The 13,771-nt window shown below is 57.5% G+C and carries 11 protein-coding genes, 2 rRNA genes and 1 pseudogene; 8 read left to right on the top strand and 6 right to left on the bottom strand.

Annotated features, from left to right (window positions below):
• Nucleotides 1-617: 617 nt before the first annotated feature.
• The 6 genes from JV241A_RS06085 (at nucleotide 618) to JV241A_RS06065 (ending at nucleotide 8,161) form a co-directional block, all read left to right on the top strand.
• Nucleotides 618-3,506, top strand: coding sequence for a ribonucleoside-diphosphate reductase subunit alpha (locus JV241A_RS06085; protein ID WP_115085709.1), 2,889 nt, complete (start codon nucleotides 618-620; stop codon nucleotides 3,504-3,506).
• A 243-nt stretch (nucleotides 3,507-3,749) separates the two neighbouring features.
• Nucleotides 3,750-3,878 (top strand): hypothetical protein, encoded by a 129-nt coding sequence (locus JV241A_RS27785; RefSeq protein WP_275670875.1) that lies wholly within the window; start codon nucleotides 3,750-3,752, stop codon nucleotides 3,876-3,878.
• Between the two features lie 553 nt (nucleotides 3,879-4,431).
• Nucleotides 4,432-5,679 (top strand): ribonucleotide-diphosphate reductase subunit beta, encoded by a 1,248-nt coding sequence (locus tag JV241A_RS06080; RefSeq protein ID WP_115085708.1) that lies wholly within the window; start codon nucleotides 4,432-4,434, stop codon nucleotides 5,677-5,679.
• 85 nt (nucleotides 5,680-5,764) lie between these two features.
• On the top strand, nucleotides 5,765-6,529 hold the full coding sequence (locus tag JV241A_RS06075; RefSeq protein WP_166675654.1) for a BRO family protein: 765 nt from the start codon (nucleotides 5,765-5,767) through the stop codon (nucleotides 6,527-6,529).
• A 2-nt stretch (nucleotides 6,530-6,531) separates the two neighbouring features.
• Nucleotides 6,532-7,416 carry a hypothetical protein gene (locus JV241A_RS06070; protein WP_134061569.1) on the top strand — a complete coding sequence of 295 codons (885 nt, stop codon included), beginning with the start codon at nucleotides 6,532-6,534 and terminating at the stop codon, nucleotides 7,414-7,416.
• Nucleotides 7,417-7,639: 223 nt separating this feature from the next.
• Nucleotides 7,640-8,161, top strand: a complete 522-nt coding sequence (locus tag JV241A_RS06065) for a Bro-N domain-containing protein (protein ID WP_134061568.1) — start codon at nucleotides 7,640-7,642, stop codon at nucleotides 8,159-8,161.
• Nucleotides 8,162-8,169: 8 nt separating this feature from the next.
• Here JV241A_RS06065 and JV241A_RS06060 read toward each other — a convergent pair whose 3' ends face one another.
• Entirely contained in the window at nucleotides 8,170-9,090 is a 921-nt protein-coding gene (locus JV241A_RS06060) for a LysR family transcriptional regulator (protein WP_177414837.1), read from the bottom strand.
• Nucleotides 9,091-9,189: 99 nt separating this feature from the next.
• Here JV241A_RS06060 and JV241A_RS06055 point away from each other — a divergent pair, with 99 nt between their 5' ends.
• Both JV241A_RS06055 and JV241A_RS06050 read left to right on the top strand, forming a co-directional pair.
• Nucleotides 9,190-9,852 carry an NAD(P)-binding domain-containing protein gene (locus JV241A_RS06055; protein WP_134061567.1) on the top strand — a complete coding sequence of 221 codons (663 nt, stop codon included), beginning with the start codon at nucleotides 9,190-9,192 and terminating at the stop codon, nucleotides 9,850-9,852.
• 374 nt (nucleotides 9,853-10,226) lie between these two features.
• Nucleotides 10,227-10,535 (top strand): hypothetical protein, encoded by a 309-nt coding sequence (locus JV241A_RS06050; RefSeq protein WP_134061566.1) that lies wholly within the window; start codon nucleotides 10,227-10,229, stop codon nucleotides 10,533-10,535.
• A gap of 53 nt (nucleotides 10,536-10,588) precedes the next feature.
• Here JV241A_RS06050 and JV241A_RS06045 read toward each other — a convergent pair whose 3' ends face one another.
• From JV241A_RS06045 to JV241A_RS06025, 5 genes and pseudogenes are all read right to left on the bottom strand, one after another.
• Nucleotides 10,589-11,581: an asparaginase gene (locus JV241A_RS06045; protein WP_134061565.1), complete on the bottom strand. Its 993-nt coding sequence runs from the start codon at nucleotides 11,579-11,581 to the stop codon at nucleotides 10,589-10,591.
• The gene (locus JV241A_RS06040) at nucleotides 11,578-12,768 is read right to left on the bottom strand and encodes a hypothetical protein (RefSeq protein WP_134061564.1); all 1,191 of its coding nucleotides are present in this window, start codon (nucleotides 12,766-12,768) and stop codon (nucleotides 11,578-11,580) included. The genes JV241A_RS06045 and JV241A_RS06040 overlap by 4 nt, the downstream gene beginning before the upstream one ends.
• Nucleotides 12,769-12,849: 81 nt before the next feature.
• Nucleotides 12,850-13,089: pseudogene (locus tag JV241A_RS06035) on the bottom strand (nitrilase-related carbon-nitrogen hydrolase); the annotation flags it as partial.
• Nucleotides 13,090-13,326: 237 nt separating this feature from the next.
• Nucleotides 13,327-13,442: ribosomal RNA gene (rrf, locus tag JV241A_RS06030) — 5S ribosomal RNA — on the bottom strand.
• 137 nt (nucleotides 13,443-13,579) lie between these two features.
• Nucleotides 13,580-13,771 (bottom strand): 23S ribosomal RNA (locus JV241A_RS06025); the annotation flags it as partial.

The raw sequence follows: 13,771 nt of genomic DNA, 5'->3' as shown, positions 1-13,771 counted from the left end.
TTTTTTGTGATAGGGTTCGCGCCCGCAAAATCGGCCTGCGGCCTTAAGACCTGCGAAAAAATCGGTGACAGCCGGTCATGCCGCGCTAAGACGCGGCCTACAAGGGGTTGAGTGAAATCACTCACAAAATACGCACAAGTTATCCACAGACCCCGACCTTGCATTACCCCCAAGACCGCATTATCTTGTATCCCCAGCGAAACAAAACACTACATCTTGGGGTTTCCTGAAAATCCCAAGCACAAGTCAAGCAGAGAACTCAAGCCCTCAACGGGTAGATTTTTTGCTTGAACTTTAGAAGAGATCAGCAGCCAAACCGCTCCTGCGGAGGCGACCGGTGCAAACCCCTGGAGGGTGTTGTTTCGGGTACGGGTGAGGCCAACGGCACACCCGACAGCAACAGTTTTGAGTCGTAGATTCAAGACCTTTGACTTCGGCCAGGGAGCGGCAAGCATTTGCCCTAATTCCTGAACTGTCCCGAAGTGAGTATGCCCGACCTGTGCGGCATGCCGGAACTCTCGTTCCTGCGCGCCCTCGGGGTCGGTTGTTGAGCTTTCGGACGGAACGGTTGGCGCTCACCAAGCGCCTAAACATACTTAGAGAACGTGGAGACACCCATGCAAACCGACACAACTCGCGAGAACCCGCAGGCCAAGGCGCCGCAGGCCGCTGATTCGAACCAGGATCTGGCTGCCACCGCCCCGGGCCAACTGCGCGTGATCAAGCGTAACGGCACTGTCGTCGCCTACACCGATGACAAGATCACCGTGGCCATCACCAAAGCGTTCCTCGCAGTTGAAGGCGGCACCGCTGCCGCCTCGTCGCGCATCCACGACACCGTTGCCCGCCTGACCGAACAGGTCACCGCGACCTTCAAGCGTCGCATGCCTTCGGGCGGCACCATCCACATCGAAGAAATCCAGGACCAGGTCGAACTGGCCCTGATGCGTGCCGGCGAGCAGAAAGTCGCCCGTGACTACGTGATCTACCGCGACCAGCGTGCCAAGGAGCGTGCCACCCGTGGCCACGCCGAAGACGCCAGCGTCCAGCCGCACCCAAGCATCCGCATCACCCTGGCCGACGGCAGCCTGGCGCCGCTGGACATGAACCGCCTGAACACCATCATCAGCGAAGCCTGCGAAGGCCTGGCCGAAGTCGATGGCGAGCTGATCCAGCGCGAAACCCTGAAGAACCTCTACGACGGCGTGGCCATCACCGACGTCAACACCGCCCTGGTGATGACCGCCCGCACCCTGGTCGAGCGTGAGCCGAACTACTCGTTCGTCACCGCCCGCCTGCTGATGGACACCCTGCGCGCCGAAGGCCTGGGTTTCCTCGAAGTTGCCGACAGCGCCACCCACCACGAGATGGCCGACCTGTACGCCAAGGCCCTGCCTGCCTACATCGCCAAGGGTGTCGAGTTCGAACTGCTGAACCCTGCCCTGGCCGACTTCGACCTGGAAAAACTGGGCAAGGCGATCAACCACGAGCGTGACCAGCAATTCACCTACCTGGGCCTGCAGACCCTGTACGACCGCTACTTCATCCACAAGGATGGCGTACGCTTCGAGCTGCCTCAGGTGTTCTTCATGCGCGTGGCCATGGGCCTGGCGCTGGAAGAGAAAGAAAAAGAAGCCCGTGCCATCGAGTTCTACAACCTGTTGTCGTCGTTCGACTACATGGCTTCGACCCCGACCCTGTTCAACGCCGGTACCCTGCGTCCACAGCTGTCGAGCTGCTACCTGACCACCGTGCCGGACGACCTATCGGGCATCTACCACGCGATCCACGACAACGCCATGCTGTCGAAATTCGCCGGTGGCCTGGGCAACGACTGGACCCCTGTGCGCGCACTGGGCTCCTACATCAAGGGCACCAACGGTAAATCCCAGGGCGTCGTACCTTTCCTGAAAGTGGTCAACGACACCGCCGTCGCCGTTAACCAGGGTGGCAAGCGCAAGGGCGCTGTCTGTGCCTACCTGGAAACCTGGCACCTGGACATCGAAGAATTCATCGAGCTGCGCAAGAACACCGGTGATGACCGTCGTCGTACCCACGACATGAACACCGCCAACTGGATCCCTGACCTGTTCATGAAGCGCGTCTTCGATGACGGCAAGTGGACCCTGTTCTCGCCATCGGAAGTGCCAGACCTGCACGACCTGACCGGCAAGGCCTTCGAAGAGCGCTACGAGTACTACGAAGCCCTGACCGAGTACAACAAGATCAAGGTGTTCAAGACCATCCAGGCCAAAGACCTGTGGCGCAAGATGCTCTCGATGCTGTTCGAGACCGGCCACCCATGGCTGACCTTCAAGGATCCGTGCAACCTGCGTTCGCCGCAGCAGCACGTGGGCGTGGTCCACAGCTCGAACCTGTGCACCGAGATCACCCTGAACACCAACAAGGACGAGATCGCGGTCTGCAACCTGGGCTCGATCAACCTGCCGAACCACATCGTCGATGGCAAGCTGGACACCACCAAGCTGCAACGCACCGTCAACACCGCCGTGCGCATGCTCGACAACGTGATCGACATCAACTACTACTCGGTGCCGCAAGCGCGTAACTCGAACTTCAAGCACCGTCCGGTCGGCCTGGGCATCATGGGCTTCCAGGACGCGCTGTACCTGCAGCACATCGCTTATGGCTCCGACGCTGCCGTCGAATTCGCCGACAAGTCGATGGAAGCGGTCAGCTACTTCGCCATCCAGGCTTCCTGTGACCTGGCCGACGAGCGTGGCGCCTACGAGACCTTCCAGGGCTCGCTGTGGTCCAAAGGCATCCTGCCGCTGGATTCGCAACAGATCCTGATCGAAGCCCGTGGCCAGAAGTACATCGACGTCGACCTGAACGAGACCCTGGACTGGGCACCGGTGCGTGCCCGTGTACAAAAAGGTATTCGTAACTCGAACATCATGGCCATCGCGCCGACCGCGACCATCGCCAACATCACCGGCGTATCGCAGTCCATCGAGCCGACCTACCAGAACCTGTACGTGAAATCGAACCTCTCGGGCGAATTCACCGTGATCAACCCGTACCTGGTTCGCGACCTGAAAGCCCGCGGCCTGTGGGACTCGGTCATGATCAACGACCTGAAGTACTACGACGGTTCGGTGCAGCAGATCGAGCGCATCCCGCAAGAGCTCAAAGACCTCTACGCGACTGCCTTCGAAGTGGAAACCAAGTGGATCGTCGACGCCGCCAGCCGTCGTCAGAAGTGGATCGACCAGGCCCAGTCGCTGAACCTGTACATCGCCGGCGCCTCGGGCAAGAAGCTCGACGTGACCTACCGCATGGCCTGGTACCGTGGTCTGAAAACCACCTACTACCTCCGTGCCCTGGCCGCGACCAGCACCGAGAAGTCGACCATCAACACCGGCAAGCTCAACGCCGTTTCCAGCGGTGGCGACAGCGCCCCGGTACAAGCAGCGCCAGCCGGCCCTGCTCCGGTACCGAAGGCTTGCGCGATCGACGAGCCGGATTGCGAAGCCTGCCAATAAGCGCCTGAAGGCCCGCTCCCTGTAGGAGCGGGCTTGACCCGCGAAAATAATCTGGTGGAAGTGAATACAGTTTTTAAGCAATAAAAAACCCGACACAGCTGTAACTGTGTCGGGTTTGAATCTCCCATGAGCAAAGGCATCGCTCAAAGGGAGGCTAGATCCTTCAGATCTAAATCGAGCGCGAATGATCGTGCCTGACAGGACTAGTGTCAAGTGATGCTCATCAGTTGAAGAGGACAGTCCATGTCTAAGAAAACATCTGGCGGCCAAAAAATCGGTCGCGATGCTGACAATGGTCGTTTCACCACGGTTGAAAAGGCTCGTAAGAACCCGAAAACCCATGTGGTTGAGACTGTGAAAAAATCCAAGTAACCGTTTAAAGGCCGGGGGGCTCAGCCCCCCTGACCTCCCTTCCTTACCCGCATTAGCAGTACCTCATACCATCATCGCGTGCGACGCGATGACACATCGCCCACCCTCGAAAAATCAATATATTGTGTTTTCCTCCCGAAGAGGCACCATATGTGCGATTTTTAAGCTAGACTCCCCTCCCGAGTCTAGATGGTGAACAGAGTCGTAAAACGCAGGTCCAAAAACCAAACTTGGCTTGCCCTATACGCCCGATCAATTTCGAATTCCGGTATACTTCGCACCCCTAAAAAGGGTAAAGCAAATGAACGTCAGCGTGACAAAAACCAATCGACCTGGTTGGTCCGACCGCATGTGTTTTCGTTGCTGTAGACCATTCGAGCGCTATGGCCCCTCAATCGAGGTGTGGACAGGCGTTAGCCCGAACAAATCTAGATGTGCTGAGAGCATTTCTCTCGGACTGCCGTATCGCCTTAACGGCTTTGCGTAGCACGGGCATCATTTTCTTAAAATCCAACCGGTCGCCTCAAGGCGACCCTCAAGCAGGAGCCAATAGATGCTGAGCTGGGACGAATTCGATAAAGACGAAGGCGAAGAAGCCGCCAAAGGCACTACCGCCACTCAAGCTGCTGCCGCAGGCATCGACAAGCTCGATAACGCTGGCGGTGTTGCTGCCCTGGAAGCTCGCGCTGTAACTGCCGAAGACTCCGAAGCGGTCAAACGCGCCAAGGCTGCCCTGGACCAACTCGACATCGCCGAAGGCCTGGCTGAGCTGGAAGGTTCCGCTGCCCGTGTCGCGGTTGACGAAAAGCGCATGATCAACTGCCGCGCCGACCTCAACCAGCTGGTGCCTTTCAAGTACGACTGGGCCTGGCAGAAGTACCTGGACGGTTGCGCCAACCACTGGATGCCGCAAGAGGTCAACATGACCGCGGACATCGCCCTGTGGAAAAACCCGGAAGGCCTGACCGATGACGAGCGTCGTATCGTCATGCGCAACCTGGGCTTCTTCTCCACCGCCGACTCCCTGGTTGCCAACAACCTGGCCCTGGCTGTGTACCGCCTGATCACCAACCCCGAGTGCCGCCAGTACATCCTGCGCCAGGCGTTCGAAGAGGCGATCCACACCCACGCCTACCAGTACTGCATCGAATCGCTGGGCATGGATGAAGGCGAGATCTTCAACATGTACCACGAGATCCCGTCGGTCGCTAAAAAAGCCGCCTGGGGCCTGAGCTACACCCGCGCGATCTCCGACCCGGAATTCAACACCGGTACCGTCGAGACCGACAAAGAGCTGCTGCGCAACCTGATCGCCTACTACTGCGTCCTGGAAGGCATCTTCTTCTACTGCGGCTTCACCCAGATCCTGTCCATGGGTCGTCGCAACAAGATGACCGGCGTTGCCGAGCAGTTCCAGTACATCCTGCGTGACGAGTCCATGCACCTGAACTTCGGTATCGACGTGATCAACCAGATCAAGATCGAGAACCCGCACCTGTGGGATGCCGAAATGAAGGAAGAAGCCTCGCAGATGATCCTGCAGGGCACCCAGCTGGAAATCGAATACGCCCGCGACACCATGCCTCGCGGCGTGCTGGGCATGAACGCAGCGATGATGGAGGACTACCTCAAGTTCATCGCCAACCGTCGCCTGTCGCAGATTGGCCTGAAGGAAGAGTACCCAGGTACCACCAACCCGTTCCCATGGATGAGCGAGATCATGGACTTGAAGAAAGAGAAGAACTTCTTCGAGACGCGAGTGATTGAGTATCAGACCGGTGGGGCGTTGAGTTGGGATTGATAGTAGCCTAGTGCCATGATATAAGCATTTTACCCAACCGGATGCTTAAAACCCCGCTTGCGCGGGGTTTTTTATGGACGAGAAAATGCATACACCACTCCTACTGGATTATCCTGCAGAACATGGGTACTCCAAAATTCGAAGCTTCTACATCGATAGCAATCTATACATCTCTCTAGAAGATATAGTCCTAACTCTCGCAAGAACCAATTCAGCAATTAACGAAAACCAAAAAACTGGGCTAGGTGCTCTTCTTAAAGCTCAACTTGAAATACTGGATAAAGATGAGTGCAGGCAATTCTCAACAGGCCTGGAAACTGATTCAAGAACGGAAACCTTCATAACCGAACCTGGGTTATACCGAATTATTTCAAGAGATAGCACTCCTGCTAGCAAAAAGTTTCAGCGCTGGATGTTTCACGAAGTTCTTCCATCAATCAGAAAGCACGGAACCTACCCTCCTCCCCCTCAGAACAATTCTGACATAATGTCATTAGCACAAGCTTTAGCACAGCAGACAAGCTTGCTTGTTCAGGAAATCGGAGAGCGAGAAAAGCTCGCTAATGAAACGAAACTTCGCTTTGAAAAAACAGAGCAAAAAATCCGAGAAATAGACCGCAAGATTGCACATATCTCGAGCGAAGACATTTGGCAAGAACTGATTGAGGTCGACGAATATTGCACTAAAGAAAACACAAATATCGACCGCAACATTTTAAGAGCGATGTGCGCAAAACTTTGTCTAGAGCAAAATCTACCATTCAAAAAACAACAAAATACAACCACTCCGCTAAACCACCTCTATCCTAGATCCGTGATAGCAGAAGCAGAAAAAATTATAAGGAAATAAAAATGTCAGAACTAATACAATCCGAACTCCCCTTAGAACTCCCATCTGCATCTTTTGCTGAAGTCAATGGCATTCAAATGGGGGTGCTGAACGACACAACTCCTTATCTAACCGAAAGGGGGTTAGCTCGTTTATGCGGCGTCAATCCTAAGACCATCAGTGACTTAGCTAACAACTGGAACGAGGAAAAGCTCAAGCCTCGCGGAAAAAGAATAAAACAAATATTAACACAACACAGCTTTATCTCGGATCGCATTGTCATAAAGACAGAGCAGAATGGGCAGAAAATTAGCGCCTATCCTGACGCGGTATGCATGGCAGTTTTAGAGTATTACGCCTTCGATTCCGACAGTACAGATGCACAAATAGCGCAACGCAACTATCGAGTTCTAGCCCGAAAGACTCTACGAGATTTTATCTACGAGAGCATTGGATTTTCCCCAGAATCTTTAAAACTGGACTCTTGGCGCCACTATCACGACCGCATCCTTTTAAACAAATTACCAGCAGGCTACTTCAGTGTTTTCAGGGAAATAGCTGACATAGTCGTTTCTGCGATTGAGTCCGGATTAATAATAGATACTCACACCGTCCCAGACATAAGTGTAGGACAAATGTGGGCGAGTCACTGGAAAACGAAAAAACTCGAAGACATTCACGGACAACGGATCAAGCACCCGCATGAGTATCCAGACTACTTCCCTCAATCTGCCGCATTTACCGAAGCCAACATATACCCACTCAGTGCTTTAGGGGAGTTCAGGATCTGGTTAGAAAGCACTTACCTCCCTGAGAAATTCCCCACCTACCTTCAAAAGAAAATTGCTCAAGGTCTGATACCAAAAAGCACAGCCGGCACGCTGCTGCAATCACTAAAAAAGCTGTGATAGGCAAACAAAAAACCGAAGTACAATTGTCACGCAATATTTCATTGCGTGACGAAACAAATAAATTTTTGCGAAAAATTCAACTTCCAGAAATTTCTTACACAACCCAGCGTTGTTTGGAAGCTACTGCTGTATTAATCTCAATGTTGCGCCTAAGAAACGCTCACGCAGCGGCTACCCCGTTCCCCGAAAGCGACGGCTCCTCCAGTCATGGATAGCCAATATGTCCTACATACCAATCATCTTCACCCGCCACACCCGCCCTCTCCACGCCCTCTGGTTCGAATCCCAAGCCTGGTTCTGCGCTCGCGAACTGGGCCGGCTGATTGGCCGTTACCTCGACGACCATATCGTGCGCAAGCTCGATGCCGATCAACGGCGAACCTTGCCACTGCTGCGCTACGGCGAGTACCGAGACACGGTGATGATCAGTGAGTCCGGGGCCTACACGGTGCTGGCTCATCACTACATTCCGGAGAATCGCAGCCTGCGGCGCTGGCTGACTTATGAGGTGATCGCGGTGTTACGGGACAGGCAGGATCTGCCAGAGCATGACGTGCCGAGGATAGGCCAGATGGATTGGGGCAGGCATTCGCTCAGCGTGCTGCAGTGGCAGCACGAACCGTGGATTCGTTTGCGCGATGTGCCTGAGGTTCTGTTTGAGCCAGGCTGTATGGCGCATAGAAGCGCCATCAAAGCCTCCCCACCCTGGCGGCAGGTGGCGGCGCGCTGGCTGAGGCTTTGAATCGGGGGCTAACGAGCTGCATGGTCGGTTTCCAGGCTGACCGCAAAGCGCGCCAGCACCGCATCGATGAACCGTCGCAGCTTGGCGGTTCTCTGCCGGTTGGCGGTATAGAGCAAATGCATCTGCCGGCTCGGCGGCTGGTAGTCCGCCAGCACCCGCACCAGCTCGCCACTTTGCAGCGCCGGGCGCAGAAAGTCTTCCGGCCCCAGCACAATCCCGAAGCCATCCAGCGCCGCTGACATCAGCGCCCTGCTCTCGTTGACCTGCAAACGGCTGGCGACCTGCACCTTGTGCAGCGTATCGCCCTGGACGAATTGCCATTCACGGTCGGCTGGGCGCGACCAGTAGGCGTAGCCCAGGCATTCGTGCTGTTCGAGGTCGGCTGGCGTTCGTGGGGTGCCCTGGGCGGCCAGGTAGCGCGGCGATGCGCAGGTCACCAGCCGGTAGGGCGCAAGCGGCCTGGCGGTCAGGCTGGAGGTGCCCAGGGGGCCGATGCGAAATGCCACTTCGAAGCCCTCCTCCACCAGATCGACGAAGCGGTCGGTCAGGTGCAGGTCGATCTCGACCTCGGGGTACTGGCGCAGAAAGTCGGTCACCAGCGGCATCAGGCTGTAGGAGCCGAAGGTGACCGGCGCACTGACCTTCAGCTTGCCACGGGGCGTTTCGTTCATGATCTGCGCCAGGGAGTCGGCCGCCTGCGCCTCGCTGAGGATGTGTTTGCAACGCTCGTAGTAGGCGCTGCCAAGCTCGGTCAGGCTCTGGCGGCGGGTTGTGCGGTTGAGCAGGCGCGCGCCCAGGCGTTGCTCCAGGGCAGCTACATGCTTGGCGACCATCTGTGGCGACATGCCCAGACGCAGCGCTGCACTGGCGTAGGAGCCCGCTTCGGCCGCCATCACAAAGGCGCCCATGCTGGTCAGGCGATCCATCATTCAACACTCCTGGTAACGACACTTGATCCAGACTGCTAATTTATCTCCATCTGGTTGCCAATCATCATAAACGCTCCTATCACGCAACGGAGCAAGGACATGCGTATCGGCATTATCGGGGCAGGTTTTATCGGTCGGGCAGTAGCGCAGCTGGCGCTGGCAGCCGGGCATGAGGTGATGCTCAGTAACTCACGTGGGCCGCAGACCATGAGCAGCGTGCGCAGCGGCATTCTGGGCTGCGAGGTGGGCAGTGCAGACGATGCAGCGCGGTTTGCTGAGCTGGTACTGGTGGCGATTCCCTTCGCGCACTACCGCAGCGTGCCCGCGCAGTGGCTGGAGGGCAAGATCGTCATGGACGCCAACAACTACTACCCGGACCGCGACGGTCAGTTTCCCCCGCTGGAGCGCCTCGAGACTACGACCAGTCGCCTGCTTGCCGAGCACCTGCCGGGTTCGCGGGTGGTGAAGGTGTTCAATGCAATCCTTGCCCAGGACCTGGAGAAAGACGCACGTGTCAGGGGTGCGGCAGATCGGCGTGCCCTGCCTATTGCCGGCGATGATGATGAAGCGAAGTCAGCGGTGAGCAAGTTGCTCGACGATCTGGGCTACGACGCCGTCGATGCCGGAGTCCTGGATGAAAGCTGGCGGTTCGAACGGGCCAAGCCGGCTTACTGCATCCCCTTTGATGTAGAGGGCTTGAAGCTGGCCCTGGCGCAAGCCGAGCGTGAGGTTGAAGTGCCCGAAGGTGCCTGGCGGCGTTGAATTGCAGCGCTCCAGCTGAATCTGATCCGTATTTTGCAGCGCCATCTGCATCTGTTTCGGTAACAGCGCCAGAGCGAAAATACGCCTGCGCCCCGCTCTACCGGGCGTATTTCGTGGGTGCGGCCTGGCGCTGCACCGCAAAACCTCTATCTGGAGCGCTCAATGGGTAAGCTTGCATTCTTCGTCGTAGGGTTTCTGGTGCTGGCCATTGCGATTGGCGCACTCGGTACCATTTCTCCCCTGTAAACAACGCTGTTCTCCAACCTTCTGACTCAAGCCTCCAGCATGACGTTGACGATGGCGCCGCATCCGCCGCCAACCTGTGCGAAAATAGGGGGCTTTTGTTCATATGTTTGGAGATGTACAGCTTGGTAATGCACTACTCAACCAGCGGCGACGCAGTCGCTTGCGGTCGCGCCGGTAACAACCTCACCAGCACCTCCACCCCTGACCAGGTTTCCTGCAAGTCGTGTCAGCGGTCCCTGGTCAAGACGGAATCGCCTGCGTCGGCCAAGAAATCCACCCCGTCCCTGGCAGAGCTGCGTAAACAACGCATGGCCAAGGCCAGCCCCAGCCCCAGCCCCAGCACGTTCTGCTTCAAGGCCAGCTGGCGTGCACGCCTGAGCGCCCTGCCCGGCAGCAACCGCCTGCCCCGCGGCGTAGTGCCTCAGCGCTTCGTCTAAGCGCCCTTGCGAGGACACGTGGGGCCGACACCCGGCCCCACGTGATCTTGCCTTCACCGCGGCTGACGATACTCCTCCAGCCAGTGCTCCAGTTCGTCATCCATCCCGCAGCCGATCAGCACCCACAGCAACACCCGGCATTTGCGCGGGCACAAGAACCCCGCCATCAGCGCGCCCTTGCGTTGCAGGTCCATTTCCCCACCCTCGAAGCCATAGGTGTGGCGCGCCGTAGGACCGGAGCCGGTTCGCGAGGCGACAATGACCGGCATTCTCGTGACGATGTATCCCACGCATTTGGCCCATGCTGCCGGCACGTGCCCAGCGCCAAAGCCGGCGATCACCAGGCCTTCGTAACCCAGGCCGGCGACTTGCTCGAGCAGCAGGGTATCTGCGGCGAAATCGGCCTCCAGCAACGCCACACGCTGATCCAGGCGCCAGGGTTCGGGCAAGGGATGGCGAGGCCTGGCGGGCTTCAGATAGCAGGCGCGCCCCTCGATCACCAACCCTTCGCAGCCGAAGTGCGGTGAGCTGAATGCGGCCATAGCCAGGCTCTCGGTTTTGCGCACATGTTCAGCGGCGTGGATCTGATCATTGATCACCACCAGCACGCCTCGTCCACGACTCTGCGAATCCAGCGCCACCTGCACCGCCGCCAGCAGATTGGCCGGGCCATCGGCGCCGGGCTCGCTGGCCGCACGCATGGCGCCGGTCAGGATCAATGGCGCGTCAAAGGGCCAGAGCAGTTCGAGAAAGTACGCCACTTCCTCCAGGGTATCTGTGCCCTGGGTCAGCACCACAGCGTGTGCGCCCTCTTCCACCTGGGCTTTGGCCCAGTACAAGACATCGATCAGTTGAATGAACGACAACGATGCACTGGGCAGCATCTGCAGGGTTTTCGCCGAGATGCGCGCAAGGCTTGCAAGCTGCGGCGCGTCGGCCAGCATCTGCGTGCTGTCCAGGCCCGGAGTGACACCTTCGCCAGCTGCTGCCTGGAGCATGCTGAGGGTACCGCCGAGGGTTCCTATGGCTAGTGTGGGCAGGGTCATGCGTCACCTCCTGCAACCAGGCTGATGAAGGGGAGAACTAGCAAAGTGGAAATAGCCATAGACAGCACATTACCGATGAAGCCATGCATATGACTTGGCAGGCGCTGGCTGATAGAGGCCGCCAACGGTGGAGCCACAAGGGCTCCCAAGACCGCACTGAGCCCGATCACCTGCCAGTTGCCGCCGAAGGTCAGCACGGCGGCCGGGACAACTGAGACGATCGGGATATAGGTTGGATACCAGCCCTGGCGCATCCATTGCCTACGCCAGATCAACACGCCGACAAAGGATGCCAGTGCTTGCCCTGCCACTATTTCCACTACCAGCTGTGAGCCGTACGCAGGGCCAGTGGGTGACAGGATGTAGGCCAGCAATACGCCCAGCAACAAGCCGAGGCTCGCCAGTTCATTGCCGAAGAACGGTGCTTCACTGAAGTCGGCCAGCACCCGGCGCAACGTCCAGGTGATGCCGTAATCGGTTTGGATCTGGCCGAGCGCTTGTGGGGTGTAGCCCGACGCGGTTGACCTCACCAGCAGCGGAAATCGGCGGATCAAGATGAACGCCAGGACACTGGCAACCGCCATGCCGCCGACATTGCCGACGACCACTGGCAGCTTCAAGGGATAGCACAGGTAGTTGACCAATAACAGGCTGGCTGGCGTTACCAGCAAAGCGCCCATCAGCGCGCCATTGAAAGCCACCTTCCAGCCCGCACCGAACACCAGCACCATGGCCGCCGGCAGCGAAACGAAAGCCACGAAGGTCGGTTGCCAGATGCCACTGTTCAAGGTCCAGCCCCATAGCGCATGGCTGAACCACAACCCCAGCAGCGAACTGGTCACCAGCCACGGCCACAAGCCCGTGCCGTAACAGATGGCGAAGCCTTGCCAACGCTTGCCGTTGCGGTTGGCCCAATGAGCCAGAGCCGCGCCCGCCAGCAAGCCCAGTGCCGGCAACTCATGCTTGTAGAAGGCCGCTTCACTGATATCACCGATGACCCAGCGCAAACGCGCCAAGGGCTCGCCAAGATTGGCCATCATGTGCGCATAGTCTGGCCACTGGCCAATCCAGGCGTCGGCGCGGCCGCTGATAACTTCAAGCAGCACCGTGGTGACCAACGACACCGTCAGGCACAACAACAGCAAAGGCCAGAAGGTGGAACGGGAGGTTTCGATTGAGTTGTCCATCCCCCCTCCTTAGCGCGGCAAGGCTGGGTGCAGGTCATAACCGAGCATCGAGCCGTAGAGGTCGGTCCGTCCCCAGTTGTTCAGGCTAGGGCCGTCCGCCAGTGCTTCGGCGTGAGCCCAGGCTTCGGCGCGGGTATTGAAGCTGTAGCCGGTGTTGGCCAGTTCAGGCAGGACTATCAGATTGGCGCCCTCACGAACCGCTTGTTCGGCGAGCTGCAGGCCATGGCAGAGGTTGTTGTCGCAGTGTTCAAGACCCACCTGCGGGTCGAACTGGATGACTGCGACGCGGGCGGGACTGATCGGGGCGGCATTTGCAGACATGGGCGTTGGCCTTCTTATCGTTATGGGAGGGACGCCAGTTAAGCGGACACTCGGCTAGATAAGACAGTCAGGCGGGTCTGAAGCTACTGTGGGAGCGGGCTTGCCCCGCGATGCGATGTGGCTGACAGAAGGGGATCGCGGGACAAGTCGAGGCATCGCACCGCCGCTCCCACAGTGGCAAATGCCAGAAAGACAAAACCCCTACCTGCGTACGCAGATAGGGGTTTCGGAATTTAATCTTGACGATGACCTACTCTCACATGGGGAAACCCCACACTACCATCGGCGATGCATCGTTTCACTGCTGAGTTCGGGATGGGATCAGGTGGTTCCAATGCTCTATGGTCGTCAAGAAATTCTGTTGCCAGAAGGTCTTGTTAGACACTCCAGCGAATCGGGTATGTGATGTTTTGTGAGTTACAAATTCTCGGCTTTGCAGTCTTCACAACACCGCAATCTGGCCATTCGACGCAAATTGCTTGGGTGTTATATGGTCAAGCCTCACGGGCAATTAGTATTGGTTAGCTCAACGCCTCACAGCGCTTACACACCCAACCTATCAACGTCGTAGTCTTCGACGGCCCTTCAGGGAGCTCAAGGCTCCAGTGAGATCTCATCTTGAGGCAAGTTTCCCGCTTAGATGCTTTCAGCGGTTATCTCTTCCGAACATAGCTACCCGGCA

Origin of the sequence: Pseudomonas sp. JV241A, assembly GCF_900275665.1 — a bacterium.
Lineage (GTDB): Bacteria > Pseudomonadota > Gammaproteobacteria > Pseudomonadales > Pseudomonadaceae > Aquipseudomonas > Aquipseudomonas wadenswilerensis.
The sequence above is the reverse complement of the archived record's forward strand: the minus strand, read 5'-3'. Positions and strand labels throughout refer to the sequence as shown.

What these genes read in the sequence shown, in the direction of transcription:
- JV241A_RS06060 (WP_177414837.1), bottom strand. Translation starts at nt 9,090, where the DNA reads ATGATGGATCGCCTGACCAGCATGGGCGCCTTTGTGATGGCGGCCGAA.
- JV241A_RS06040 (WP_134061564.1), bottom strand. Translation starts at nt 12,768, where the DNA reads ATGGACAACTCAATCGAAACCTCCCGTTCCACCTTCTGGCCTTTGCTG.
- JV241A_RS06055 (WP_134061567.1), top strand. Translation starts at nt 9,190, where the DNA reads ATGCGTATCGGCATTATCGGGGCAGGTTTTATCGGTCGGGCAGTAGCG.
- JV241A_RS06085 (WP_115085709.1), top strand. Translation starts at nt 618, where the DNA reads ATGCAAACCGACACAACTCGCGAGAACCCGCAGGCCAAGGCGCCGCAG.
- JV241A_RS06075 (WP_166675654.1), top strand. Translation starts at nt 5,765, where the DNA reads ATGCATACACCACTCCTACTGGATTATCCTGCAGAACATGGGTACTCC.
- JV241A_RS06065 (WP_134061568.1), top strand. Translation starts at nt 7,640, where the DNA reads ATGTCCTACATACCAATCATCTTCACCCGCCACACCCGCCCTCTCCAC.
- JV241A_RS06050 (WP_134061566.1), top strand. Translation starts at nt 10,227, where the DNA reads ATGCACTACTCAACCAGCGGCGACGCAGTCGCTTGCGGTCGCGCCGGT.
- JV241A_RS06070 (WP_134061569.1), top strand. Translation starts at nt 6,532, where the DNA reads ATGTCAGAACTAATACAATCCGAACTCCCCTTAGAACTCCCATCTGCA.
- JV241A_RS06080 (WP_115085708.1), top strand. Translation starts at nt 4,432, where the DNA reads ATGCTGAGCTGGGACGAATTCGATAAAGACGAAGGCGAAGAAGCCGCC.
- JV241A_RS27785 (WP_275670875.1), top strand. Translation starts at nt 3,750, where the DNA reads ATGTCTAAGAAAACATCTGGCGGCCAAAAAATCGGTCGCGATGCTGAC.
- JV241A_RS06045 (WP_134061565.1), bottom strand. Translation starts at nt 11,581, where the DNA reads ATGACCCTGCCCACACTAGCCATAGGAACCCTCGGCGGTACCCTCAGC.